Genomic DNA, 25,114 nt, shown 5'->3' with positions numbered 1-25,114 from the left:
GATTAACACACACATATAGTACCATGAAAAAAAGAACCGAAGAGTTTTGTTTGCGGCTCAACTCTTCGGTTTGAAATCCGAACACATTTCATAAGGCTTAATTATAAAAATAGTATTCAACAACAAAAATAATATTATTCATGAAAAAGAATAACAATTTATCTTATAAATATTTGCGAAAGATATTTACCTATTTATTCCTTTTCTTCATGACCACAATCCTATCGGCACAAAATGTAAATATAAACAAGCGAAACGTCACATTGGCCGATGTTTTTGAAGAAGTGGAAAACCAAACAAAATTATCTATTGCTTACAGTGAATCTACCATTGACAAGAACCGCCTGGTATCGGTAAATATAGCCAGTAAACCGGTAAAAGAAGCAATGGCCGAGATATTGGAAGGGACAGGCGCTGTATTTACTATCGAAGGAAACCTGATTTTAATCAAACCGGCACCAGTAAAGACTCAGCAAGATAGTAGGAAAACGATAACAGGTATTGTAACGGATGAATCCGGATTGCCTATTATCGGTGCAAACGTAGTCGAAAAGGGGACAAGGAACGGTATCATAACGGATATCGACGGAAAATTCTCGCTGACACTAGGACAAAGCGATGCGGTAGAAGTATCCTATATCGGTTATATGACACAGAATGTATCGGTTAAAAACAAGACGAATATTTCTGTCGTACTGAAAGAGGATACACAAACCCTGGATGAGGTTGTTGTCGTAGGTTACGGTACACAGAAGAAGGTGAATTTAACGGGTGCTGTTTCCTCTGTTTCGGCTGAAGTCATGGAGAGCCGTCCTGTGACAAATATTGCTCAGGCGTTGCAAGGGGTTGTTCCTAACCTGAATGTCGATATCTCAAACGGTGCGCCTAATACGTTTGCATCTTATAATGTCCGTGGTGCAACATCTATGTCGAAAAACAGTGACGGTGCATGGCAAGTTGATAATGGCAGTCCTCTTATTCTTGTAGATGGTATCGAGATGGAAAATTTCAATCTTAGTGCCTTGAATCCTAATGATATGGAGAGTATTTCCGTTATTAAAGATGCTTCAGCGTCAGCTATCTATGGTGCGCGTGCTGCTTATGGAGTCATATTGGTGACAACCAAACAAGGGAAGAAGGGGAAAGGCAGGGTACAGTATTCGTACGATGTGCAGTGGAACCATCCTTCGGCGCGTCCAGACTTCATGAACTCGTATGAGTCTGAATATGCTAGAGTGATGAACCGGGTATATACAGGTGGTACCAGAACTACGGATGATGATATCCGTTTGGAAGCATTGCAGAATTATATTGATAATCCTGTCCCCGAAAATGCCTGGATGTATGCGCCGGGAAGTAATCAGCAATCGATCTGGTGGGTAGGTAACTTTGACCCGTTTGAATTGATGGTAAGAGATTGGAGTCCTACACAGAAACATAACGTAAGCATTTCGGGCGGTACTGAAGCTTTGCGTTATTACGCTTCATTGGGTTTTCAGGACCAGGATGGTTTCTATAAACTTCGTAATGATAATATGCGTCGTTATAATGGTATGGTTAATTTGGATGCCCAGATTAACGATAAATTTAAAGTGAATATCAAATTATCATATAACGCGACTCGTTATGACGAACCGTTACCTTATTCTTATAAAGGCAATCCGTGGTCGGTCATCTTGTATCAGGGAAAATGGAATCAGAACATGCCTCTGCTGACAGGGCCGAATGACCCTGTACCCAATGCTCCGACGAACAGCATTGTGTCGGCTTATGCTTATAGTAACAGGAATAAAAAAACAGACAGGGCGGTTGGGGTATTTACTGCAAGTCCGGAATACCAGGTGTTGCCCCAGTTGAAATTGAAAGCAGACTTTTCTTATCGTCCTTCTTCTTATGATGTAAAGGATGTGGAACCTGAATTCCGCTATATCCAGGATAGCTGGGAGTCGATGGATATTGCCGTTAATACGGAAACCGGGCGTATCAGTAAGATAAAAGAAGATGTACAACTTTTTACGACTAATGTATATGCGGATTATAACCAGACATTCGGAAAACATACGTTGGGCGGATTGGTCGGCTTTAACCAGGAGGTCTGGAAGAAAGAACAGTTGTCGGCTGGAAATACAGGTATTATGAGTATCGGTGCGCCTACGCTTGGCAATACGTATGGTGTAAATCCCTCTAAAGGGGAGGTTGATGAACATTGGGCTGTACGGGGTGTATTTATGCGAATTAATTATAATTATTCCGACCGTTATCTTTTTGAAATGAACGGACGATATGATGGATCTTCCAAATTCCCGCATGACTCACGTTTCAAGTTCTTCCCTTCTTTCTCTGCTGCATGGCGTCTTTCGGAAGAGAGCTTCATGGCCGATACGCGTAGTTGGTTGGATAATTTGAAGATAAGGGCCTCTTACGGTTCTATCGGTAACCAGAATGTAGCCAACTACGGTTTCTATTCCCGTATGGGATCCAGTCAGTCTAGTGCGATGATCAACGGGCAGCGTCCTTATCAGGTGAACCCTCCCGGATTGATCAGTCCGGATTTTACCTGGGAAACAGCTACGACAATCAATGGCGGTTTGGATGTATCTTTGCTTAGTAACAGGCTTAACTATTCTTTTGATATCTACAGACGTGAAACAAAAGATATCATTATGGATGGTTCGACATATCCTTCAGTGTTGGGTACCAGTGCACCGATGGTGAATTCCGGTAAGTTGAGAACGCATGGATGGGAAATGAGTCTCGGATGGAAAGACCGTCTTTCAAACGGCTTTTTCTACGACTTGAATTTTGTATTGTCTGATTATCAAACTGAAGTTGCTCTATTCAATGGTAACGACAATTGCAGCCTGGGTTCTTTGTATACCGGTAAGAAAGTAGGGGAAATATGGGGATATGTAACCGACCGGATTTTGCAGGAAGGTGATATCGCAAACAACCTGATTATTCAATATACGGATGAAAACGGAAACAACCTGCACCGCCCGAATGAATCGAACAGCGCTTATTATCCGGGCGATATCATGTATAAAGATATCAATGGAGACGGAAAAGTAGACAGAGGCCTGAATACATTGGACGATCATGGGGATTTGAAGGTTTTGGGTAATAATACTCCGCGCTTGAAATTCGGTTTGACAGCCAATTTTGCTTGGAAAGGTTTCGACTTAAATCTTTTCTTCCAAGGTGTTGGTAAGAGAGACGTTTGGATTAGTGACAAGACATACTGGGGTGATGAAGACGGTCCGGGTAGCAAAAAGGTGTATGAAAATTCATGGACTCCGGAACAGACGGATGCTAAATATCCTCTTTACGGTGCCCGTCGTTCACAGAACTGGTATACGCAATCTGCTTATATGTTCAATGGCGCTTATCTCCGTTTGAAACAGGCAATCTTGGGTTATACGGTTCCGGCCGAGATTACCAACAAGATCAAAATGAGTAAACTCAGAGTGTATGTATCCGGTTTTAACCTGTTTGAAATTACAGAACTTCCCGATGTCTATGATCCGGATCTGCTTTCGACTTCTTATCCTCAGATGAGAAGTATCGCATTAGGTGTACAAGTTGGATTTTAAATGATATGATAATATGAGAAAATATAGTTCAAATATAAAAGTGCTGGCTTTATCAGCGTTGTCATTTTGCCTTTTTGCATGTAATGACGATTTTATGGACCGTCCTCCTAAAGACGATATAGTAAGTGAAAATTTCTGGAATACGGAGACCGACCTGGAGCTTTACCTGAATGGAATGTACCGTATTTATGCCCGCGGACATAATCAGGATCCGTATGTGGCACCACTGAATTTCAGAGGTAGTCATATTGCTTACGGTGATGCTTTTTCGGATAATGCTGTCCGCAGCGGACAAAATGTGAATGTTCGTTTGACTAATGCTTATACCGTACCGTTGAATGACAGTTACAACGGATGGAGTTGGGGAGATCTGCGCCGTGTGAATTACTTCTTGACAAACTATGATAGGGCACCTATCACTGAAGATAAGAAAAAAGCTTATGCTGCCGAAGCTTATTTCTTCAAAGCATGGGATTATTTCAAAAAGGTACAGATTTTTAGCGATGTACCTTGGCTTAGCCGCGATCTGAACATCGACTCGGAAGAATTGTATGCTCCGCGCGACTCGAGGGAATTGGTGATGGATTCAGTTTTGTTTTGTATAAACCGTGCCATTGAATGGTTTCCGGAAGTTACAACTCCCAATTCGGTAGGTCGTATAAACAAGGACATGGCGCAATTCCTAAAAGCGAGAATCTGTTTGAACGAAGGAACTTTCCGGAAATATCATACAGAATTGAATTTGCAGAATACGGCTGCCATGTGGTTGGAAGAAGCTGCGAAATCTGCCGATTATCTGATCAAGTCGGGCAGATACAAATTGTTTGATAACGGAAACAAGGATTCTTATTGGGCGCTATTCGCTCAATTCGATGCGGAAATCAGATCTAATCCGGAAGCCATATTAGGTGTGGAGTACAGTTTTGACAATAAGATAGGTAATGATTTGCTCCGTTATTATGACCAGAATAATCACATGGGTATTTGTGCTCAAAGGAGTTTAGTCGATGAATATTTGTGTGAAGACGGACGTCCGATTTATTTAAGCGGTTCGAAAGGCAATTATGATGCGAATCCTTTGTTTGAAGGATATGGAAAATGGAGTGAACTGAACAATCGTGATCCCCGTATGTCGCAGACAATCTGTAAACCGGGGGAATATATCACCATTTGGAACAGAAATACGGGGGTGTATGGAATTAAAGAGAATGGCATAACTTACCCTAATTTGAAATATCTCGGATCTGAGCAATCCGGTTACCGGTTCATCAAACATTGGAAACCGGACCTGGTAAACTACCAAAGAGCCAGTGGATCTACACAATCTGCCATTGAATTCAGATATGCGGAAGCTTTATTGATGTATGCAGAAGCAAAATGTGAGTTGGGAACAATTTCTCAGAATGATATTGATATTACTATCAATGCGCTACGCCAGAGGGCTGGTTTCGACTTCGATAAATATCCTACTGCAAGATTGGATATGGGAAATATCCCGGCCGACCCTCGTTTGGATGCCGTTTACAGGGAGAAGTTGGATTATACCGTTTCCCCGTTGTTGCGTGAGATACGTCGTGAAAGACGCATCGAAATGGCTCAGGAAGATCTTCGTTACTGGGATTTGATGCGTTGGAAAGCAGCAGGTTTATTGACTGTCCCGATGAGGGGTGTGAAATTTACCGAAGAAGTGCAAGAACTTTATAGCGGTGATTATAACAATGGCGTGGTAGACCCGGAAACGGGTATTCGTGAAACAGCGGTGACTGCTATTGTCGATAAGGATGTATTTCTGGATGAAGAAGGTTTCATTATCCTTCATCCGAAAAGTACGAATATCCAGAGTGGCACATTGCCATGGTCCGATTATCGTTATTACTGGCCTATTCCGAAAGGTGAATTGCTGTTGAATACGAATCTGCTTCAGACCAAAGGGTGGGAAGACAAATAGAAGGTTATTGGTATTATATAAAAAAGGTTGCCTCCACGTCAAAGATAGTCTCTTTTTTTTGATAACGCCCTGTTAATCAGGTGTCAATTTTAGGTAGAACCTCTATATGGTACATATAGGGGGACATGGACGAGGTTTATACTTTAAAGAACTTATCCAGCAAATATAGCACTGAAATTTGGATTTGTGCGCTCTTTATGAGGGGTTTTCGTGAAAATCACATATACAGAGAAGGTTGCCGGAACGGATACCCACCTAAAAGACTACACCGGAACTCAAACCATGTATTTGGTCGGGGTTCCGGTGTTTTGTTTTTTGGTTGGGTGTGTTATTCTTTCTTGTTTTCATTATTAGGGCTAAATTCGGAATCGGTTGGTAAGTTATCAAAATGAAAACCCTTGTGAGGGGTGAACTGAATGATTTTTTTGTCTTTGTCGAGCAAGTACAGACAGGGAATGGCTCTTAAATCGTAAGATTGCTGTTCCCCCGATTTCTGACCGATATACCCGTTGACCCACCCTTTCGGATATGCCGCTTTCTTCCATAGTTCGACATCTTCATCGGGATAGATAGCCACGATTCTTACGCCGGGAACCGTCAACCGGGACAAGACCTCTTTCATATGCTCACACTCCTGACAATCGGGGTTGTTGAAAAACAGGACGGTGTAAGACCCGCTGACCTGGGAGGTCTGCTGTTTGCCTCCCTGACCGCTGCAACCGGAGGCGGTCAGGAAAGCCAAAAGCAATAACGTGCTATTTAATCGTTTCATGGTTTTCATAATTAAGTTTCAGCTTGTTTTCCTTCTTTTTCCAGATTATGACATCCGCGATGTGAAAAGGCAGGACGATGACTGCACATACCAGGCAGAGGGCTAATGCCAGCCCGGCGATGCTCAGGCGTATGAAGTATGCCCCGTACCGTACAGGCAGGGAGTGTCGTGGGTAAGTATGTGGTGTATCTATAATTACCATTCATGGGCATGGCTTTTCCCGGATAATCCGAAAAAGTCGTTATTCACTTCCTGCTTCGGGTCGTTTTTCTCCATCCCCAACTGCGCGTAGTTATCTCCGATAAGCTGGCAATGAGCCGCCAGGTTGTAGCGTTCGGTCTGTTCAAAATTGATGCTGACACGGGGCAGGTGCATTTCCACTTCCGGAAACTGTTCGTCAATGCGTGTCTTTTCAATTTCGGGAACAAGGATCTGCAAATTGTCGGCAGACCTGCCATAGGCGAACCATTCGCAGGATTCCGGCTGGAAATACAGGTGGATATCTCCGGTGTTTTCAGCTTCCTTCATGAGGATTTCTTCGAGATCGGTTTTTGACATGCATTATTGTTCTTTTTATTTGTAATAACATGTTTTTTCTCTATTCCGGTGACTTAGGCTTATGGTATATCCCGGATACAGCGGACTTCAAGCGTACTGGATTTGCTATATGAAGAGCCCATTGTATAGGGTACGTTGGGATAACATCGACCAGTGCGCGCGCCGGATCCGTCGGATTCTGTAGCACACCAAAAAGATCTATAAGAAGAAGATAATGTAAAACCTGTTCGATCCACAGTATTTTTAAGGTCATCCAGATACATCATTATTAATGCCAACTCTCTATAGGTAGGCACTCTCCAGCTTCCCTCCGGGTCTTTGTCATCGATACCTCTGTACATAGGGCATCCTGTAGGTGCGGCGGAGGCTTCAATGGTCGGATCTGTTGTATTTGCTGTAGACAGGTAACCGTTTGCCCCAGCCCATGATATGCCAGACAAATTTTCAGGAGCCACCATAAAGCCGGAAGAATAGTAGTCCTCTAATGGATCTTCCATTAAATGTCGCCTCATGCGCCGCACCGTAACCTGATCTCCTTCGTTGTCCACTACCGGTTCGGCCTTACCGTCATTCTCCGTATAAAGATCGAGAGTGACATAGAAATCCCGTTCATCTGCGCGGTTAATGTTTCGTCGCATCCCGGAGGTTTTGATGGCGGCATACGGATTTCCTCTAGTATCAGTAACCACCTCTACTTGCTGGGAACTTTTCTGGCGAGGGACATTTCTTACGCATCTGAGAAGACTCCTTTCTGATGATTTTGACCATGACATAAGAGAACTATTTGTCGCCCAAAGTACGTCCGTTTTGCTATATTCAGTGGTCGTCAAAGTATTTGAAGCGATAGTTTCATCCTGATGTAAATTTATCCAATACCCCATGGTTTGATTGCCCGCGGGCAGGTACCATTTCAATTCGTCGGGGTCGATGACCCCGTTGCCGTCCTCGTCACGGTTACGGTCGTAGCAATATCTGGCGGCAGGTACCTCGTAATAGCCGTACTGGTAGAGTTTGACCCGACCGAGGGCATCCCGCTGCGGACCGGCAAGATTTGCTATGTTGAACGGTAGATTATTGGGGTTCTCCGAGAGGTAGCGTGTCGCCTCCAGGCCGGAAGAGAGGTCGTTTGTCCGGTATCCCGCATTTGCCGTACTTTGCTTGTCATAACCATAAGGAACAAATTTTGTCTTAGTACCGGAACCATCGTATGTTTGATTGTATTCCACAATGCGGTCATAAACCAGTCCCTCTGAATAGCCGTCACTGAGCTGTTTACCTCCGAAATTGCCCATAAAGGCGGCGGGCCGTTGGTCCATTCGGTAAGTTATCGTCGTTGTCGATGAATTCCCCTCCATAACCCCTTCGGAGGTGGTGGCTACCCTGATCCAGAGGGAGCGTTTATTACCTGTAAAATCATTTTCCCTGAAAGCCAGAGAACCGTCTTCGCCGAATACGTATTCATTGCTGTAGAGGTAGAAAATAAGTTCGGTGGGCAGTATGACAATCGTCTCGGCACGGGTATCCAGTGGTTCGCCTGCGTTATTATAAGCTTCGGTATAGTTCGGCGACGAGGAGATGTGCAGCCATGAATCCGAAGGGGCTGCCGGTTGCGTACACTGCTCATCGGTATATATGCCGACGGTTACTTTCCTGCCCCGCGCTTTCACTAACAGTGGTCGCCAGTCGGGGTGGGCATCCAGATCATAGTTTGGCCCCACGAAACCGTAGGAACTTGATTGGTCATTTTTCCAACTACTACATAAATAGACTGTCTGGGCGGCGGCGTTTTGTGCCCTGATGCGGCCATCGGCTTGCGCTGCGTCGATGGACATATCAATCATCGTATGAAGACTGTAGAAGCTGTTGGCATCCACATCGAAGTTATTCGTGTTATTTTTACCCACGTATATCTGGTAGATGGCGTAAAGGTTCACATTGTCGGTGGAATAGGCCCATGCTTCGATATTGGTACCCAAAGTGGGCGCGTTGCCCGCCTGGGTATTGTTCACAACCTTATTAAACCGGTCCTTTTCGGCCAGGATGCTACTTACGCTTCCCTGACGGTTCTGCGCCACGTACCAGCTAACGGTACGGTATCCCTCGCCATCCGGCTGCGCCGCGCTTGCCGCCGTGATCTCCACGTAACGGTCATCGCGGGTATTGATGTCCGGATTGCCGGAAAGTCGGATCACCGAGTTGGCGTTGAGCAGCTTCATGCCATCCAGTTTGTATTCCGGCACCTCGAATTTGTACCGCAGGCTGATTTTTGACATCAGGCGCTTAATCTCGATACCTCCGGCAAATCCGTCGGGCTTGTTGTATTCGACCAGTCCCTGGTCGCCGGATTCGGTCTGGACCACCGTCACGCCTGATACTTGCCCCGCCAAGGGTATTTCTTCATCGCGGGTGACCAGCGACACGGTTTGTCCTCCCTGACCGACCGTGTATTCCAGCGTCATCTTTTCCAGATTTTCGAGTGTAGTGACCGAACTCAGGTCGCACTCCAGCTTCGGCCCCAGCACCAGCAGGTAGAGCGTCTGGTTCGTGGAGACCACCATCGGTACCTCCAGCGTTACCATGTCGTTGACGGTTGTCACCTTGTCGGATACTTTATGGGCCGTACCGTTGATCGTACCGTCACTATTGAATTGCAGCAGCCAGAGGTTGTGTAGTTCGGTCTTCCCGTCCGAACCCCTGGTTTGCACCCCAGGGCACGTTTCAGCGAAACGGACGACGAATCCCGGTCCGCCCTGCGACTCCGAACGTGTTTTTGAAGCATCCCCGGCGGAAACCGGATCGACGACAGGCGGAATGCTGACTTTCAGGCTGACGTTAACTGTCTTGCCTGTAGCTTGGGGGCGGGGAACTCCTATTCCCTCCTCACTCGTGCAGCCGCAGAGTACCAGCAGTGCAAAGTAAGCTGTCGTAAAGTAACGATCTATTATTTTCTTTTTCATGTATACATTTTCTATTTTTTGTCTTGTAGTATATAGGCATTACCATACAAAGTATATGTTGCAGAGCCTGATAGACGAAACGCGATACTGAATGTCAGACCTCTTATATCCGGATAGTCATTCGCCGGAACGGTCAGAGTGAATCCCCCGTACGTGTATTTATCCGTTTCGGTCTCGAACACCTCCAGGCTCTCCGCGATTTTGTCGTAGTTATAATATGCCTGTATCCAAAGCATTCCCTCGGGGAACACGATGTCGTCGGGACTCAACTTGATCTGTAAATCGTTGTAAGTGATTCCCGCCTGGGGTATGGTGGCCTTATCGAGATTCGTGAAGTTACCCCACAGGTTATATCCATCCTGTGTAACGGTGACGATTTTGCTGAGCCTGTTACCGTCCAGCCCCGTACCCTCTACTTTTACCTTGAACGTGCGGGGAGTCCGGCTTTCTTTTCGTTTGACATATACGGGGATATTCTGATTATAACTGCCGGTCGTGGCATGAACGGCGGTCACTCCCGGGGCGAACGAGAAATCAACCGGTTCCGTCGCTGTTCCCGCGTCGTCGCCCGATTCGATCAGTGTCGCCGTCCAGTAAGGGATGTTGGAAAGGATGCCGAAGGTTACCCCTGTCGTCGTGTTACCCTGGTAAGACACGCTTGCATGTCGGGATACCGACATTTCGCTGGTCGGAATCACATTTCGCACGCACCGTACCGTGTAGCCCCGCCCCGGGTCCGCCGGCACAACCGCGGCGCTCGCGGACGGCGTGTGGGTAAAGCCGAATGCCGAAACGTCTGTCGTTGTCCAGTACTGCCCGCCATCGCCCGCTGTAAGCCTGCCGCTCTCATCCCGGTAATTCACGTTGGGGATATGGAGCAAGTGGAAGGAGCCGTAACCGGAGTTGTCCTGCGTGCTGTTCCCCTGGAAAACCAGCAAGGCGTACTCGTCCGGTGTGGCCATGTGCCACTGCTGGTTGTCGGTGATTCCCTCGTCCCGGATTTGTATTTCCGAAAGTCCGGCCAGCTTGCACGGGTCGCCCAGTCCTTGGGCGACCTGTGAATTGTCCACCGGAACATCGCCAGCCGGAAGATAAGGAATATCGGTCCATCCGTTAATCCGGTTGTGCGGATTCCCGTAGGAAGAGGGATACCACAGGATATCGTTCAATGTTTCGGGGGTTGAGGGGGCAGTAAAGCCCTGTCCGAGATTCGCGGCGTTGTTGCTCACGGCGACCACGCTGCCGTACCTGAACAGGAGGTCTTCATAACCGGTGTTCTCGTGATAGGCTTTCAATATGCCTGAATAGACTTTGTAATCGCTCCATATATTCACGTTTTTGGAGGTTCCGGTGTCAAAGTCGAAATCGGAAGCCTTGTCGCTGACAATGACCAGTCCCTCGATGGGTTTCCAAGTGACCGGAATCTCGTACAGGTCCATCGGCACGATGTCGGCATAGATGCCCATCGCCCCCAGACCGGTGATCGTGGCGTAGATGTTGTAATGGTTATTGCGTTTCAGGTTGTGGTTCTGCGGCGGGGCCTGGCCGATGTTGAGCGTGTAGACTACGTTCCTGATCTGGTCGGTGCCGTCTTTCATCCGGCATTTCGCCTCTATCTTCAGGTAGGTGGCCCGCGACCGGTCTACGGGGCTTTCCAGCAGGTTCTCCGGGATATATATATTGGGGAATTCGACCCGGTCGAGACCTTCGGGAACGGTATAGCTATTATCGCTGACGGTATATGTGCCGTTATTATCGAGCAGGCAGGGCTTATCCATTGTAACCCGGTCCGACCATTTGTCGTCGGTATAGGCCGCGTTGCCGGCGATGGTGGTGTAAGCCGGCATCCGGCATACCCTGATGCGCAATTCGGTTACCGCGAAGTCCTCCCCCCCGGTTATGTTCTTGATGGCCGTAAAACTGAAACGTGCCGCCATGCGGTTGACTGATACGGGCAATACGCCGGTGGTGACGTTGTTGACCGTTACCTGCGCGTTCGAGCCGTCGCTGTCGGAAGATACCCAGGCATCGGTCACCTTGCCGTACATGGGTACCGGAGCAGTGAGCCCCACAGCCGAAAAGGTGATCTGTTCGATATCGGGTTGCCGGGTGACCTGGGCGAGTTTTCCGGCAAGTTCCTCCGTCTCGTTGCAGATGATGTAAAAGTGGTTGGTTCCCCGGACAGCTTTTGCCTGCGCCGTGTAGACGTTTCCATCCAGGGTGGCTGGCGTAACCTCGTTGCACACGAGTTGCCCTTTGTCGTTGAACACGATGGCACGCATGGTGGTGACGCTCCCGTCGGGGTCATCGCCGGGAGCGCGGCTGCCCAGCCGGATACTCAGGGGAAGTGTTTTCCCCAGGTAGATATTGGGTTCGGGTATCTGTTCCTCCCTGGCGCAAGAGGCGCCCAGCAGGAGAAACACTCCCAGCAGTATATGTTTGATGCCTGTTATCATTCTCATTCTTTATTTAATGCAGGTCTGTCGGGTGGAACCAGTAGGTCCATCCGTTGATGGTAATACTCAGTGCTATATAGCCGTTTTGGGCGTTATCTCCGAGCCGGAGGCTCACGTCCCAGTCGTACCTGCGGTCGAGGTATTCCTGCCTGCCCATTCCTTCGGGGCGGCTTTTCAGGAGGTATTCAACTAAGTTTACGGCCTCTGAGCCGCCTATATCTATTTTCCGTCCGGTGGATTTCTCCGTGACGGTTAGTTTCATGGGTACGCCCTCTGTCAGCCGGAGGGTATGTAGTTGCGCATGAGAAGCGGGTGCCGCCGCGCCGCATTCCTTGCAGGGGGTGTAGGCAATGTTTTCGCGCTGTCCGGAAATATGGTTGTTATATTCGTAAGCGCCGTTGGCTCCCTCCATACGGATGTCGAAATCTCCGGCACCGAGCGTTTCGCCTTTGCGGGTCAGGCTTACCTTTATATCATTCGTGTTACGGACCAGCCCGACGGTTTGTGCCGTGCCTCCCTCATTGGGAAATACCATTTGCGCGGGTCCGCTGTGCCAGATTGTGGCGAGATGCCTGTTGTATGTTCCTCCGTCCGGTTCGAACCGGAGGGTCAGTTTCTCTATCGGGTCGCCGGTTTCCATAACCGCAAGCCGGTAGGGTTCTTCCGTTTTTCCCGCCCAGACGACCATTGTGCGGTTTTTGTACCGGTAGGGTATCCGCATCCGGTAGCCGGTAGCTTTCAGCGGCTCGCCGCTTTCGATGAACTCACGCAGAAATTTTCCGTTGTCATCGAAAATGAAAACCTTTACTTCCTGTACCTGCTCCGTGAACAGGTCTTTACCCTCCATGGTGTAATCGTACCGGAATTGCAGCGTCAGCTCGCAGTCGCTCAGGTCGTCGTGCAGTACGTCACAACCCGAAAACCCTGCCATAAAAAGGGTGGCAAGGACCGGCATGTATCTCCGTATATTAAATATTTTCATTTTCTATTCACGCGGGGCTATTGTTGCCCGAAAACCGATGGCGGATCTGTGCCCGGTCCGCCATTGGTCAGGTTGTTTGTATATCGTATTAATTCAGGTCCACGCCCTGGTTCCAGAAAGTCCACGGATTAACGGTTATCGATACGGACAGGTATGCCTCGCTGTTATCGTCGTCATCCGTACCCGGCTTGGTGGGATCATCGGGATCGGTCGGGTCGGGTATCCACGGCGTGCCCGGGCTGCCGGCGCTGTTGATCGTCAGGCCGTACCAGTTGTTGCGAACCACACCGTATCTGCCCAGTGCCATGTCGGCGGTCACGTTCTGGTCGTGACGGATCAGCACATCGTAGTAACAAACCGATTCGTGGTAGTAACGCACGGCGCAATAACGGCCTTTAACTCCGGTTACAGCATCGAAATTGTCGGCAGTCAGTGCGGCTACCGCATCATTTATATCAGACTGGTCGGTTACGTCCGAGGTCATCAGTCCCGCTTTCTTCAGGAAGATGGGCAGGTCTGTTTTTAGTCCCGTTCCGTCGCTGTGGGTCAGGTAGAGCGCCTTTAGTTCCGTGAGGGTCAGGTAAGAGCCGTGCCAGAAGAAATAACTGTTGCCTTCGGTAATGCCTACCGGTGTATATTTAGCTTTGACAACCGCTTTGGTGGTATAACCCAGTTTCTGGGCGGGAGCGTCCATGGTGTTTTCGAAACAGTAGGCGTCTGTTCCTTGAGCTTTGATAACCGGAGACATATCATTAGCCGGGTCATTGCCACCGTTGGTCAGGCAGTTGAACTCCTCGCTGATCTTTGCCTGTGCGGGCTGGTCTGTCAGCAGGTAGTTGGCATCCTTGCGGTAGATGCCTTGTACGGCACTGGTGGAAGCGTTATCGTAAGTCACGATGTCCGTGTAAAGGCCGATGCTTTTGTTGGTAATGTTCAGCTCCCAGCCCTGAAAGGTGAACTTGTCGGTATTATTGTTGCCTGTGGTAACACCGCTCTGGTTCTCGCTTACGGTGACCTTGGCGGACATACGGTTTACATATACTTCCGCCGCTTGGGTTTTTGCCAGGGCTTTGGCCGCATCTATATCGGCCTGGCTGTCGGATGCGGGCTTGGCTACCTCCACAGTGGTGAGTGCCCCGTAGGTCTGGTTACCCGCACTAGTCATCATAAAGGAGTTGGTTGCGGTCAGATTGCCGATGGTCAGGTTGGCATCTTTTATCGTTGTGTTGATATCCTGCCAGGACTTGCCTTTGACGGCATTGTCGGTCAGGTCCCAGCCGTTCGAACTTACGGGATTAATTACCACGAATATCTTTTTTGTAGCTCCCGGAACCAGCTTGGCTTCGCTTTTTTCTGCTGTGGGGGTGTTACTGCCGCCACTATTGCCGACCGTCAGGCCGCTGAAATCCGCCGTACCGAGGCACAGGAACGCATCGTCGAACAGCAGTACCGTTACCCTGTCGGCCTTGCTTTCCGCCTCGGTTCCGGGCTTCTGCTCATTGGATCTCGTCATGGCTTCGTTATTGTTCTTCAATGACAGGGACAGATAGGCTTTGCCTGTCACGTCCACCGGGTTTACAGGCTCATCCGGGCCGTCTTTACTACAACTCGCCAAAAGAGTCACCGCCGCCAATGCGGGAAGGAATAGTTTTTTTACTTTCATACAGTTTTTTATTTAGTTAATTAATAAATTGGATTCGTAACGTTTATCAGTTGTCCTGCTCCCGGAGCTGACGGATGTTATCCAGCTTGAGATATAACTCCTCCAGATTCCGGGAAGCACTTGGTGAGCCGCTTGCCGCCGCCCGGGTGAGGTATTCTTCCGCTTGCCTGTAATCGTCGCGAAGTAACATGAGTACTCCCATGGTGTTGTCGTATTCCGGGGACGGGGTTTCCACTTTTTCGAGATAGTGTCCGGCGGAAACGGTGTCCCCGCGAGCGAGGGCTGCCGAAGCGGCATTCACGTTGGCCGTGGCATCGGAGGGATACATCCTTGCCGCCGTTTCGAATACACCGGTAAATTCCGGTGAGCCTGCCTCGTATGTATTGGCTGCCATATACATTTCATTCAGGCTCAGGTTCTGCGGTTGGGTCTTGATCACTTCCCGGGCTTCTTCGGCGTTGAACCCCCGCACTTCGTAATCCACCTTGCAAACAGCCTTGCGCAAATGGGGGAAATATTCTTTGAGCATGAAACGGTATGGAACACCCGCCGCCAGTTGCATCAGCGATTTTTTGCGGCTGTTGTTGGTCCTGTAATTGATTTCTGCCGGAACGGTGGTCAGGGTGCGGATGACCTCTTCGCGGTGTTTCATGTCCGAGGCTTCGACCTTCTCAAGCAGTCCCGCCCAGTTTTCACCGCCGAACGCAATGGTATACAGGTTTTCCGGGTAATCGAATTTCGGGACCAGGTAATCTGTCAGTGCTTTGGCACGTCCTTCGGAAAGGGTCTGGTTCATTTTTAACGTTCCTTCCGGGGAGGCATACCCTGACACGACGATTCCTTTCACCGTCACCGCCGGATCGTTTCTGAGCGCCGCCATCATGTTGGTAATCTTTTGAAGCTCTCCGGGATTGTTCATGTAGTCGGGAAGGATATCCGTCTTTCCCACTACGAAATCGAGGAAGGCTTCACCCGACATTTCACGCCGTTTGACGGCTTCCACCTCCGGGGTGATATAGGCCAGATGCGGGGTGACTGTATAGGGTACCACGATCTTCTCCAGTTGTACCTGTGCCAGTTGGGACACTTCAAGGATGCTCGGGGGATTTCCACAACCGCACACGTCTTTGCGAATGTCCAGACGGGCGTCTTTCATCCACGCCTCGAAAGGAATGACCTTGTTATAGGTTATACGTCTTTCGTCCTTGGATTTAAAGCCCTTGGCAACGGTGTAAGGAGCGTCCTGCAAATACCCGAGACGTTCCTTCCTGTTCATCAAGGTAAGCTTGCGCTGCCAGATGTGGTAATTTGATTTGCCTTTCAGCAGTACCGCGGGCAGTGCCTTTTCCATTTCCGGGGCTGTCAACACGGGAATAAGTTCGACCGACCGGCGGGTGTCCACGCGGACGTCCTGCATGTTTATGTCGATGCTTATATATAGGGAATCTCCCTTTTGTTCCAGTTTCAACGGTGTCACATTGATTTTGCCTTTGTATTGCGCCATTGCCAGTGCCGGAGCCAGAAGGATCAGGAGGATATAAATTGCTTTCATCTTCATGCCTGTTCATTTAATAATATAGATTAAGGATATACCGGCTTTAGTCGGGCCGAAGTAGTTCCGGCTCTCGGTGCCGACTTTTTCTCCGCACTTCACGCAGTCGTATTTGTCATAGTGCAACCGGACATACCCGACTCCGATATTGGCTTCCAAGCTCCACCGTTTGCCCAGGTAGAAACTGTAGCCGTAGGAGATTCCGCCTCCGGCACCCCATCCCTCGTAGCGGTACTCTTTGGAGCCTTTGCCGAACAGCAGGGGCAACTCGTGCCCCCCGATGTTGTATTGGGAGCCAAGTACGTGCAGGCCGAGGAAATGACCGCTGTATTTGCTGCACAGCCAATAGCGGTACTCCGCCTGCGCAAGCCAGTGGACGAGCTTTTTATTGTCGCCGGGCGAGCCTTTCCAGTTCCATGGGTTATAGCCGCCCCCGAGATCCAGCGTGTGACGGTCTCCCAGAGCGAACTCCATACCCAGGTTGGGAGTACGGGTATAGACTCCGTACAACAGGTTGGTCTTGACCGCCGCTTTCTGGGCGTGCGCAACCTGCGGAACAAGCAGGGCGAGGATGAATATCCCCACTATTCGCGCGATGGCTGTACGGACCATCGTTTTCTTCTTTCTTATGATACTGATGTTAATTTTCTGTTCGTATGCCATATACTGTTTGATTTTCGTTCGTTTGTATTTCCGGTTTCATAGTTGCCACCTGCACCATCAGACGACGGGTGCGTGGTAAAATAAAAGGCAGGATATTAGACACAAAAATCCGCCAAAAAGGAATACCTTTTTTGACGGACATGTATTGTAAATGACTATTATGTAGTATATTATGCGCGCACGGGCGAACGTTAAATACGTCTGCTCTTGTGTGTGTGTGTGTGTGTGTGTGTGTGTGTGTGTGTGTGTGTGTGTGTGTGTGTGTGTGTGTGTGTGTTAGATAATTTTTCGAAACCTCCAAATTTTCAAGCATAAAAATAGAAGAAAAAATATTATTTTCTTTCATACAACCCCACTTAAAGCCGATTTTATTATTATACCCTCTACGCATATTGGTTTATGTTACCATTATAGTGTTTTAAAGTGAGTTTTCTCTCTGATAGTTTGTAATCACACAAATGTGGCGACAAAGTTATCGAATATGTCATTTTGCCTAGTTTCCAATTCGCGAAGAAATTCTACCAATCGAACGGACGGCTTCAAAAAAAATGATATTTGATAGTAATTAAGGAGTATTGCTTTTCGATTTTAGTAAAAAGAGATGCGACTTTCTCCGCTGAAAAGGTCACATCTCTAACACAAACAAAATAAGCTCGTATCTTCACAGACAAAAGCTTATACGGATAAGACCACTCTTTAAAGTCTCTTTTTATTATGTAGACCAAATGTTAGTTATACACCATTTACAATGATAGTTAAGTGAATTTTAATATAAATCATCTTTATTGCTGTTTCTTATTTGCATGGGAGTGCCACCTAAATGCTGCCTGCAATAGAAATTAAAATGAGAAGAGGTTGCGAATTTGAATTCGTTCATTATTTGCTTTAACGGAATGTTGGGATTCATAAGCTTTTGCTGAATTTGTTTGGCTTTACGATTCTGCATCCATTTATATGGAGTTTCGTCAAAATTTTCCCGGAAAAGTTTTTCAAAGGTTCTTATACTGTACCCCATGAGGCAAGCTAATTCTTTTGAAGTTTTTACTTTTAAATAGTTTTCCAAAACCTGCTCGGCAAAAAGCGGATCGCTTCCTAATGACGTATAAAATAGCTGCGTTACTTCTTCATGGGTATAAAAGTGCTTGAAAACCAAATACATCTCCTTCTGTTTGAGAAGATACATGTGGTGGCAGCTTATCCCAAGGTCAATGTACTTTTTCATTTGACAGACTATGGTTTTAATTTCCTCATTCATGGGAATCCCACGGCATTGGAACTTCGTGGTGGCTTTTATTTCATACAGCACTCTGGACTTCGCGCTGGTACATGGAAAAGTAACTGTATTATATCCTGAAAGAATCAGAGTCGTTTTTGAAACAGCTTTCCATTTGAAATGGCTATTCTTGTAAAGAAAGAACATTTCATTTTCTGATATAGGACGATTGACGTATTGATTAAAATCAATGAGAATGCCACCCGTGAGTACGAATATAAGATGATTGGATGTTTTACTGTTCAACTCTATATTTTCTCCCGCTTCCATTTCAATATACTGGGGCATAACCTTGTATTCTGGAGAATAGTAGGGACATGCTTGTTGATTGTTGTTAGGTTTCTGCATTTTTACCAATTTTATTTTTTCTATATTACCTATTTGAAACGATTAATATATAGTGGTTCATTCATATGATTATACCAATGAAAAATATATTCAGGGATAATTCAACGTTAATTGATTCGGTAATTTCAACATCTGTTAATTTATACCTTTTTTAATGTGTTACAGTGGATATCTAAATATCCAAGTATCTGTTTCATGCGGTTTTTTGTTTATTACGTGTACACCTCCGCAATCAAGAATCTCCCATAGAGAATTGATATTTGTCTTCCATTTAATTCAAAGTTGCAAACCTACATAATAAAATCAAAAGTATTGTTACCAATATACGCATAAAAACTGCCAATTATATAGGAATAAAAATTTCATTTCTATATTGACTCTGTTTACTTCAAAATTACAGAAAAACATGAAATGTAACGGCTAATACTCCCTATTTAGAAGAAAATAATTTGAACATTATTTACGTGAAAAGAAACCTTACCTTAATCCCAATCTACGGGTATACGAAGAACCTTTTTTGTGCTTTATGGAAAAACGACCGAATTTGTTTAGTTTGATTTCTTCACCATGACTTAATGTTTCGATGATTACTTCTAATACCGGATCTACAAAAGATTCCAGTTCCCACTTGGGGTAATGTATGTTTTTTTGCTTTAGTTTTGTGCTAAGAGCATCTATAAGTTGCTTTTTATTCATTGTTTTTCCAAACTTAAAATTACTTTATCTTACAGGCTTCAGATAAGTGCCTCCAAGCTATCGAGGCAGAACCATAGATTATACTCGGTGGCACATATCAGAATATTTAGTGGCCGGAATATACCGGACAAGGGTTAATCCTCACTTACCGGAACATTAGGCGCAGGATGTCGCGAGGAGACTCTCTTTTCAAAATCGGTGAACATAATCTTCATATCTTCATTTATGGATGCCTTATCTTCATCGGCAAGAAAAGCATAAGTAATACTGTTTTGAACAAATGACTTGATTTCTTCATACGAGAATCCATAGCGTAATACCGCCAAGGTATATTGTTCGGTAAGCGATGTACGCAGAACACCTGGATCGTCGGTAGAGATAATCACAGGGACACCAGCATTTTTGTAGAGCATGATGGGATGTTCAGAGTCCTTCACACCAAGGATAAACTCGTTGCTGGTCAGATTGATTTCTACCGGGATTTTACTATCCGCCATCATTTTCAATGTATCATTGCTGTCTTGTTCGAAAGGTAAATCTACACCGTGCCCGATACGGTTAGCTTTACCCGTATTTATGGCAAGACTTATGTGATAGGTCAGGTGTTCGGGACGCATCAGTCCTATGGTTAATTCTCCGGCGTGAAGTGAAGTAGGGATATTGGAGAATTTACTGTTCAGCAGCTTGAACATTTCCATGTGCAACCGATAATACATCATCGACTTCTCTCCATTTTCTGCGGCTACGATGTTACATCCTTTCAGAACATTCTCCTTGCCTTTATATTCTTTTTGTAAGCATGCTTTATGAACTACATAAAGTTGAGCGAATACTTTGAGAGGCTCACTACCACGTGAGGAATAGCCTTGATAACGGCATACAAGGTCTGAGGTGTCCACATTCAAATGATTGCCGAACGTGTTGCTCATATTATCCAGTTCATTTATAAAGTTGTTATAGGTTTCAACAGTATTCTCTGAGTTTTTTTCGAATAGGTTGAAAACTTCGTCCAATGTGTCTTGAACATCTTCATAATTCCCGTCTTTTACACATTCTTTCAGTTGCTTATCAAACTGTTCGTAGTCATCACCCAGAAAACAGTCTTCCGGAACGCTGGGGGAAGTCCCAATCACTTCAAGATATTGCACGTTTTCTTTCACAGCACGAACTTTCAGTTCATGCATCAGGTAGGCAAGGTCATTAATGTCTCCGGTCAATGCCGAAAGCAAACCGAATGTGCCGAAGAAGTATTCGTCCGGGCCAAGGGGATACTTGTAGGGCTGGAAGTTGCGGATGCTCCATTTGTCGATAAGTGCCATACGGTGATTATGTAAGTCGTCCATGTCCTTCGAAAGCTGTATGGTTTCTATATCCATCGGCTTTTGAGCATAAAGCTTGCCTGTTTCCAGATTAACGTACATATTTTTTTTTGCAGCCAGCTCAAAGTAAGTTTCGGCATAAGCTGAACCTGTCAAATGGTTATGTACATCGCCACCTTTGGGCATTTCGGTGAAGAACTGGCGCAGTGCGGCATAGTTTCTCTTGATACTCTCTAAATAGGAAGATGTAATATCCGCATTAGTGTGAGGATCGTTTTCTTTTCTTAATGGTTTCATAACTATTGTTTTTTAAGTTTGAGAAAATTTGCCGGGCACTTGCTCCCGCCCGGCATAGGAGATCGCTATTCTGCATTTCCTGAAAGGGAATGGTCTTATTTTGCCCAGAATATGGTATCCAACTATGATTAATACTATAGATATGAAAATAAATGACCTACCTGCCCGTATTACCCCTTTCCTGGAACAAGTTTCTAATGTCATCTTTTTATTCATGACTCACTAAACTTCCGATGTTTAAAAAGCTCTCACGATATGTACGTTATTGGACTCAGTTTTAGAGATGTTTCCATACGTCCATTTTTGACTTATCTTAAATACGAAGTAGCTGTTCGGAGTGCCAGATTCTGCAGATGACCATAATCGAGCATCAACATCTATTACGTCTGCTCCGGCAGCTTCCAATGCGATATTAACCGCAGAACTGTTTTCACCTAATAACTGCAATTCCGAAACTGTTGGAATATACCATTCCGGACCTTGGTCAACACACCATTTAAAAGCCGGATATCGGTCTTGCCACTGCCCCCAACCTTTTATGCTCGACAGGTTCTCCGGACCAGTGTATTGTATATTTGTTCCTGAAGCAGCTTCAACTGTACTCCACTGTGCCTTAGTTTGCTCCAGCCCCACGATCAGCCCATGTTTTTGTGTGTCATCGACATGAAAAACAACTCCCAGACAGGTTAGTGCAGGAATATATTGCTGAGAAAACGATCCTCCTTCATAATAATATGAACCGACAGCCGGCGCTTCGAATTCAAAACCAGGATCGGTCCATGTGTCATCAATTTCCACCGATATGCTGGTTGCTGTGGGGTCAACGGGGATTGACAGGATATATCCTGAAATATTTGTACGTTTATTGCGCTCAACCGGCATATTGGCAGGAATGGTAAAAGAGTTATCCTCCCCGGAAGCTAATTGATAATCTATCGACATTTCGCCCAGTAATTGCTGTCCGGTGGCAGGAGCAAAAATATAGTCGAAGAAAAGGTTTGCTTTTTCGGTAGTCGCTGCGGGGAAAACAGTTATGCCGCTTACAGAAACGGAATGAGTCCCACTCACAGTCCTGCCATCCAGCACATCGAAAGTTGACGGAACATCGTAAGAAATGTCCATACTGGTCAGTTCTTCTTGCATGAGGCCATCTTTTTCAATAATATTGATGCGTCCGAAAGGGCGTTTCAGTTCTACGCTTCCGAGATTAGCGGGTTTGTCAGGTTCCTTCGTAAAGCTATGCTTACCGAAAAAAGCATCGCGAGAGGCGGTATTGACTGCATAAGTAGAACTGATAAGGCTTATTGCCCGCAGACCATTAACATCATCGGTCTTGTAATAGAGGTCTGCATAATGTCCGTCCGCGAAGGCAGCATCACCAGCCACATAATCCGCCCAAAGCAGTGCACAGTAACCAGCGGCGTTGGAAAGTGTAAAATCAAAAACGACCGCCTGTGTGGCATCGGAAACCAACTTTTCTTCACGGTAAACAGTATTATTGTTATTGGGTTGAAACACTTCAAGGATATAGCGCAAAGAATATCCATCCAGTTGCAGGTCACCCGAAGCGCCACGGGTCGCGGGGCCTGATTTCAAAGACGTCAGTGTTTCGGCATCAAGACTTGCATTCATTACCACACGGTTGTTGCCGGTGTTTTGCAGGTTGATAGAATCATCCTGACTACACGATGTAGCCAGTCCGATGAGGGCGAACAACATAACTAAGAACTTGTACTTTTTCATTGTTTTACTTTTTAAAAGGTTTGAAAATTATTATTACTGTCACTATATTTTATTTATCGGAGTTTATCTAAATCAATATCTATATCCTTATCATCATAGCCGGGGTCAATACCTATGCCGCCCGAACCGGACATCGCCGTCAGGAAGCGCCCGCGAATGGTGGTGAGGTGTCCCCGCTGATAGGGCACATTCAATCCGCTATAACGTCCTACGACACTTCCATCCTGTAGAGAGGTGATTTCCATTGAAAGGGGAATATACGAACCCGAGCCGTTGACAAAAACATGATCGGAGCCCAGTGTCATCTCTTCCGTGCCGGCGGCGGGTAGAGTAAGACGGGTTGTAAATGCTACGCCAAGTTGCGAACCGGTTGGTTTACCTTCCCACACGTTAAAGGCAAGGGGAAAATAAAAATCGTAAGAAAAACGGATACCGAATTCCGTTTCGCCGGGGTACTTCTTTTCTACCGTTTTTATGAAATCCTTCACATCTGTTGCTACGATCTGATATTTAGCCAGAGGCCGTACCATCTCCATATTCAACTGCACACGGGCATTCCATTGGTCACGGTAAGGTCGCAGGTTGAGCGGCACGGTGGCATAATGGCAGTCGCGGTAGTCCGTGTTGCCGGCATAGGGCTCGTTTAGCCTCACGCCGTTCAGGTCACCCGTGTTGTAATGCAAGTCGGTGTCCGTACCCGCCTGCACGTAATCCGTCCACACGACCAGGGAGTATTCCACGGCGTGCAGGCGCAGGCGGACAGGGAGCGTCAGCGTCTTGCCGGTTTCTTCCGCGTCTTCAATCACCGCTACCTGCCGGACTTCCGCCCGTCCGTTCCTCCGGGCTTCGATGATGAAGCGGCGGCGGTGGTCGCCGGTGGCGGCTTCCGTGGCTCCCGAGCGGGTTTTGTTCGTGATACTCCCGAAGGGTTCGAGGTCGAGGTCAAACGTCACTTCGGTATCTACCACCACCAGCGTGGGGTCGATGCCTTCCTCTCCCTCCGGTGTCATCGTCGGGTAGTCGTGTACGCAGGCGGCAAGCAAGGTTGCGGTCACCAGCGTGATAAATCCTATGTAGTGTTTCTGTTTCATAAGCTATTGCTTTTTTAGGTTGAACCGGTAAACGACACTGATGCCCACACGGGTAATGCCCCAGTAATTCTTTGTACGGGTATCTATCCGTGCGCCGTTGTCTATATTATAATAGGTATCGTACCGGGTGTTGGCATAACCCGCGCCGAGGGTAAATTCGCCTGCCCAATGTGCATTGAAAGGCAGCAGGTAGCCGTAGCTGATACCCGCGCCAAGCAGCGGCCGCCCGGTGTCCTGATAGCGGTCACGCTTCCACTTCACGCTATACCATCCCATGTGCGCGTGTACCCCGAAGAAATGCCCTTCACCGGGGCGTGAAAGCCACCAACGTCCTTCGGGCTGGATGGTGAAGGTCTTCACGGCATGTTCGCCGCTCGCGTACCACGGACACCACAGTACAGGCAGTTCGACGGAGATGTGTCTGCCCACCTGCACGTCGGCTGCAATGTTCACTATCGTACCCGCCCATGCGGCGAGATTGGTCTTAACGGCAATGTAGCGTGATGCGGGTGTTTCAGGGATAACCGTGCCGGGCTGTTGCTTGCAGGTATCCTGAAAAGCGTTTTCAGCCTCTTTGGGTACGTCTTTCCCGGCTATGCGGATTTCCCTTGCATCCTTGTCGGATTCGGTGTTCGACGCTTGCTCCTGCTTATGCTCTTGTTCTGGATGCGTTTTCCCTTCCGTTACGGGAACGAGAATTGCGGCAGGAACAGAAATTGTAACCACCACTACATCTTTATGCCCGTTATAATCCGAAACATGATTTTTTGTGATGAAGTGTTCTTCCCGTAACCCTTTGCGGGTTATCAGTTCCGACTTCACCCGGTTGGCACGGATAAAAGCCGTTTTGAGGTTTTCCTTCCTTGTCGGCAGCGAGGCACAGTAACCGTCCACGCGGATCGGGATACGACCTTCGGCTATCCGGTCATGAAACCGGTCGATCAGGATGAATAGCCTTTCCAGTTCCGTTCCGTTGCCTGCCCACGGAATGTAGAGCATGTCGTCTCCCCCCACGAAGCGGAACCGTACAAGCGTGTCCGCGGAGGAAGGCGGTTGCGGCAAAGTGGACGGCGTGAGGTTGAAACAGGCTACAGGCGGATTCCCTGCCACCGCTTCCATCGGTGTCGCTAATGCCATCAGAGCCAAGACGACGGCTAATGATAATGTGTAAAGTATTCTCATATATTCACTTTGATTTAAAGGATT

Annotated in this window: 19 protein-coding genes and 1 pseudogene; 5 read left to right on the top strand and 15 right to left on the bottom strand. The window is 47.1% G+C overall.

Going from position 1 to position 25,114, the window contains the following annotated elements; genetic code table 11:
• Positions 1-140: 140 nt before the first annotated feature.
• Complete coding sequence (locus NBH14_RS05150) at positions 141-3,590, top strand: TonB-dependent receptor (RefSeq protein WP_250817226.1); 3,450 nt, start codon at positions 141-143, stop codon at positions 3,588-3,590.
• Positions 3,591-3,603: 13 nt separating this feature from the next.
• Positions 3,604-5,538 carry a RagB/SusD family nutrient uptake outer membrane protein gene (locus NBH14_RS05145; protein ID WP_186958579.1) on the top strand — a complete coding sequence of 645 codons (1,935 nt, stop codon included), beginning with the start codon at positions 3,604-3,606 and terminating at the stop codon, positions 5,536-5,538.
• Between the two features lie 328 nt (positions 5,539-5,866).
• Here NBH14_RS05145 and NBH14_RS05140 read toward each other — a convergent pair whose 3' ends face one another.
• The 4 genes from NBH14_RS05140 to NBH14_RS05125 all read right to left on the bottom strand — a co-directional run bounded on the left by NBH14_RS05140 (position 5,867) and on the right by NBH14_RS05125 (position 11,264).
• Complete coding sequence (locus NBH14_RS05140; protein ID WP_186958578.1) at positions 5,867-6,310, bottom strand: thioredoxin family protein; 444 nt, start codon at positions 6,308-6,310, stop codon at positions 5,867-5,869.
• Positions 6,311-6,505: 195 nt separating this feature from the next.
• Positions 6,506-6,868, bottom strand: coding sequence for a hypothetical protein (locus NBH14_RS05135; RefSeq protein ID WP_186958577.1), 363 nt, complete (start codon positions 6,866-6,868; stop codon positions 6,506-6,508).
• A gap of 59 nt (positions 6,869-6,927) precedes the next feature.
• Positions 6,928-9,573, bottom strand: coding sequence for a DUF4906 domain-containing protein (locus tag NBH14_RS05130; RefSeq protein ID WP_250817224.1), 2,646 nt, complete (start codon positions 9,571-9,573; stop codon positions 6,928-6,930).
• A 263-nt stretch (positions 9,574-9,836) separates the two neighbouring features.
• Positions 9,837-11,264, bottom strand: a complete 1,428-nt coding sequence (locus tag NBH14_RS05125; RefSeq protein ID WP_250817223.1) for a hypothetical protein — start codon at positions 11,262-11,264, stop codon at positions 9,837-9,839.
• A gap of 63 nt (positions 11,265-11,327) precedes the next feature.
• On the opposite strand from NBH14_RS05125, the gene NBH14_RS05120 reads away from it, so the two are divergent.
• Positions 11,328-11,774 carry a hypothetical protein gene (locus tag NBH14_RS05120; RefSeq protein WP_250817221.1) on the top strand — a complete coding sequence of 149 codons (447 nt, stop codon included), beginning with the start codon at positions 11,328-11,330 and terminating at the stop codon, positions 11,772-11,774.
• A gap of 48 nt (positions 11,775-11,822) precedes the next feature.
• Here NBH14_RS05120 and NBH14_RS28770 read toward each other — a convergent pair.
• A pseudogene (locus NBH14_RS28770) lies at positions 11,823-12,107 on the bottom strand (fimbrial protein); the annotation flags it as partial.
• Here NBH14_RS28770 and NBH14_RS05115 point away from each other — a divergent pair.
• The gene (locus tag NBH14_RS05115) at positions 11,991-12,338 is read left to right on the top strand and encodes a hypothetical protein (RefSeq protein ID WP_250817219.1); all 348 of its coding nucleotides are present in this window, start codon (positions 11,991-11,993) and stop codon (positions 12,336-12,338) included. The pseudogene NBH14_RS28770 and the gene NBH14_RS05115 overlap by 117 nt on opposite strands.
• On the opposite strand, the gene NBH14_RS05110 is transcribed toward NBH14_RS05115, so the two are convergent.
• The 10 genes from NBH14_RS05110 to NBH14_RS05065 form a co-directional block, all read right to left on the bottom strand.
• Entirely contained in the window at positions 12,295-13,263 is a 969-nt protein-coding gene (locus tag NBH14_RS05110; protein WP_186958573.1) for a FimB/Mfa2 family fimbrial subunit, read from the bottom strand. The two genes, NBH14_RS05115 and NBH14_RS05110, sit on opposite strands and share 44 nt — an antisense overlap.
• Positions 13,264-13,351: 88 nt before the next feature.
• A complete protein-coding gene (locus tag NBH14_RS05105) occupies positions 13,352-14,926 on the bottom strand; it encodes an Mfa1 family fimbria major subunit (protein ID WP_186958572.1) in 1,575 nt (524 codons plus the stop codon).
• Positions 14,927-14,972: 46 nt separating this feature from the next.
• Entirely contained in the window at positions 14,973-16,484 is a 1,512-nt protein-coding gene (locus tag NBH14_RS05100; RefSeq protein WP_186958571.1) for a DUF3868 domain-containing protein, read from the bottom strand.
• 6 nt (positions 16,485-16,490) lie between these two features.
• Positions 16,491-17,090, bottom strand: a complete 600-nt coding sequence (locus tag NBH14_RS05095) for a DUF3575 domain-containing protein (protein WP_186958715.1) — start codon at positions 17,088-17,090, stop codon at positions 16,491-16,493.
• A gap of 817 nt (positions 17,091-17,907) precedes the next feature.
• Positions 17,908-18,762 (bottom strand): helix-turn-helix domain-containing protein, encoded by an 855-nt coding sequence (locus NBH14_RS05090; RefSeq protein ID WP_186958570.1) that lies wholly within the window; start codon positions 18,760-18,762, stop codon positions 17,908-17,910.
• Between the two features lie 477 nt (positions 18,763-19,239).
• A complete protein-coding gene (locus NBH14_RS05085) occupies positions 19,240-19,458 on the bottom strand; it encodes an HU family DNA-binding protein (protein WP_186958569.1) in 219 nt (72 codons plus the stop codon).
• A 134-nt stretch (positions 19,459-19,592) separates the two neighbouring features.
• On the bottom strand, positions 19,593-21,074 hold the full coding sequence (locus tag NBH14_RS05080; RefSeq protein ID WP_186958568.1) for a hypothetical protein: 1,482 nt from the start codon (positions 21,072-21,074) through the stop codon (positions 19,593-19,595).
• A 237-nt stretch (positions 21,075-21,311) separates the two neighbouring features.
• On the bottom strand, positions 21,312-22,817 hold the full coding sequence (locus NBH14_RS05075) for a DUF6562 domain-containing protein (protein WP_186958567.1): 1,506 nt from the start codon (positions 22,815-22,817) through the stop codon (positions 21,312-21,314).
• Between the two features lie 53 nt (positions 22,818-22,870).
• Positions 22,871-23,908 (bottom strand): DUF6562 domain-containing protein, encoded by a 1,038-nt coding sequence (locus NBH14_RS05070; protein WP_186958566.1) that lies wholly within the window; start codon positions 23,906-23,908, stop codon positions 22,871-22,873.
• 3 nt (positions 23,909-23,911) lie between these two features.
• Complete coding sequence (locus NBH14_RS05065; protein WP_186958714.1) at positions 23,912-24,907, bottom strand: DUF3575 domain-containing protein; 996 nt, start codon at positions 24,905-24,907, stop codon at positions 23,912-23,914.
• Here NBH14_RS05065 and NBH14_RS05060 point away from each other — a divergent pair.
• A complete protein-coding gene (locus tag NBH14_RS05060) occupies positions 24,906-25,079 on the top strand; it encodes a hypothetical protein (protein ID WP_250817217.1) in 174 nt (57 codons plus the stop codon). The two genes, NBH14_RS05065 and NBH14_RS05060, sit on opposite strands and share 2 nt — an antisense overlap.
• Positions 25,080-25,114: the final 35 nt, after the last annotated feature.

This window comes from Parabacteroides caecihominis, assembly GCF_023656785.1.
GTDB lineage: Bacteria > Bacteroidota > Bacteroidia > Bacteroidales > Tannerellaceae > Parabacteroides > Parabacteroides segnis.
This window is presented reverse-complemented; position numbering and strand designations above follow the sequence as displayed.

Coding starts and splice junctions, on each gene's coding strand:
- NBH14_RS05100 (WP_186958571.1), bottom strand. CDS start 16,484: ATGAAGATGAAAGCAATTTATATCCTCCTGATCCTTCTGGCTCCGGCA.
- NBH14_RS05090 (WP_186958570.1), bottom strand. CDS start 18,762: ATGCAGAAACCTAACAACAATCAACAAGCATGTCCCTACTATTCTCCA.
- NBH14_RS05150 (WP_250817226.1), top strand. CDS start 141: ATGAAAAAGAATAACAATTTATCTTATAAATATTTGCGAAAGATATTT.
- NBH14_RS05065 (WP_186958714.1), bottom strand. CDS start 24,907: ATGCTCTACATTCCGTGGGCAGGCAACGGAACGGAACTGGAAAGGCTA.
- NBH14_RS05140 (WP_186958578.1), bottom strand. CDS start 6,310: ATGAAACGATTAAATAGCACGTTATTGCTTTTGGCTTTCCTGACCGCC.
- NBH14_RS05060 (WP_250817217.1), top strand. CDS start 24,906: ATGTCGTCTCCCCCCACGAAGCGGAACCGTACAAGCGTGTCCGCGGAG.
- NBH14_RS05085 (WP_186958569.1), bottom strand. CDS start 19,458: ATGAATAAAAAGCAACTTATAGATGCTCTTAGCACAAAACTAAAGCAA.
- NBH14_RS05145 (WP_186958579.1), top strand. CDS start 3,604: ATGAGAAAATATAGTTCAAATATAAAAGTGCTGGCTTTATCAGCGTTG.
- NBH14_RS05105 (WP_186958572.1), bottom strand. CDS start 14,926: ATGAAAGTAAAAAAACTATTCCTTCCCGCATTGGCGGCGGTGACTCTT.
- NBH14_RS05080 (WP_186958568.1), bottom strand. CDS start 21,074: ATGAAACCATTAAGAAAAGAAAACGATCCTCACACTAATGCGGATATT.
- NBH14_RS05095 (WP_186958715.1), bottom strand. CDS start 17,090: ATGGTCCGTACAGCCATCGCGCGAATAGTGGGGATATTCATCCTCGCC.
- NBH14_RS05070 (WP_186958566.1), bottom strand. CDS start 23,908: ATGAAACAGAAACACTACATAGGATTTATCACGCTGGTGACCGCAACC.
- NBH14_RS05135 (WP_186958577.1), bottom strand. CDS start 6,868: ATGTCAAAAACCGATCTCGAAGAAATCCTCATGAAGGAAGCTGAAAAC.
- NBH14_RS05110 (WP_186958573.1), bottom strand. CDS start 13,263: ATGAAAATATTTAATATACGGAGATACATGCCGGTCCTTGCCACCCTT.
- NBH14_RS05120 (WP_250817221.1), top strand. CDS start 11,328: ATGGTTATTGCGTTTCAGGTTGTGGTTCTGCGGCGGGGCCTGGCCGAT.
- NBH14_RS05125 (WP_250817223.1), bottom strand. CDS start 11,264: ATGGACCTGTACGAGATTCCGGTCACTTGGAAACCCATCGAGGGACTG.
- NBH14_RS05075 (WP_186958567.1), bottom strand. CDS start 22,817: ATGAAAAAGTACAAGTTCTTAGTTATGTTGTTCGCCCTCATCGGACTG.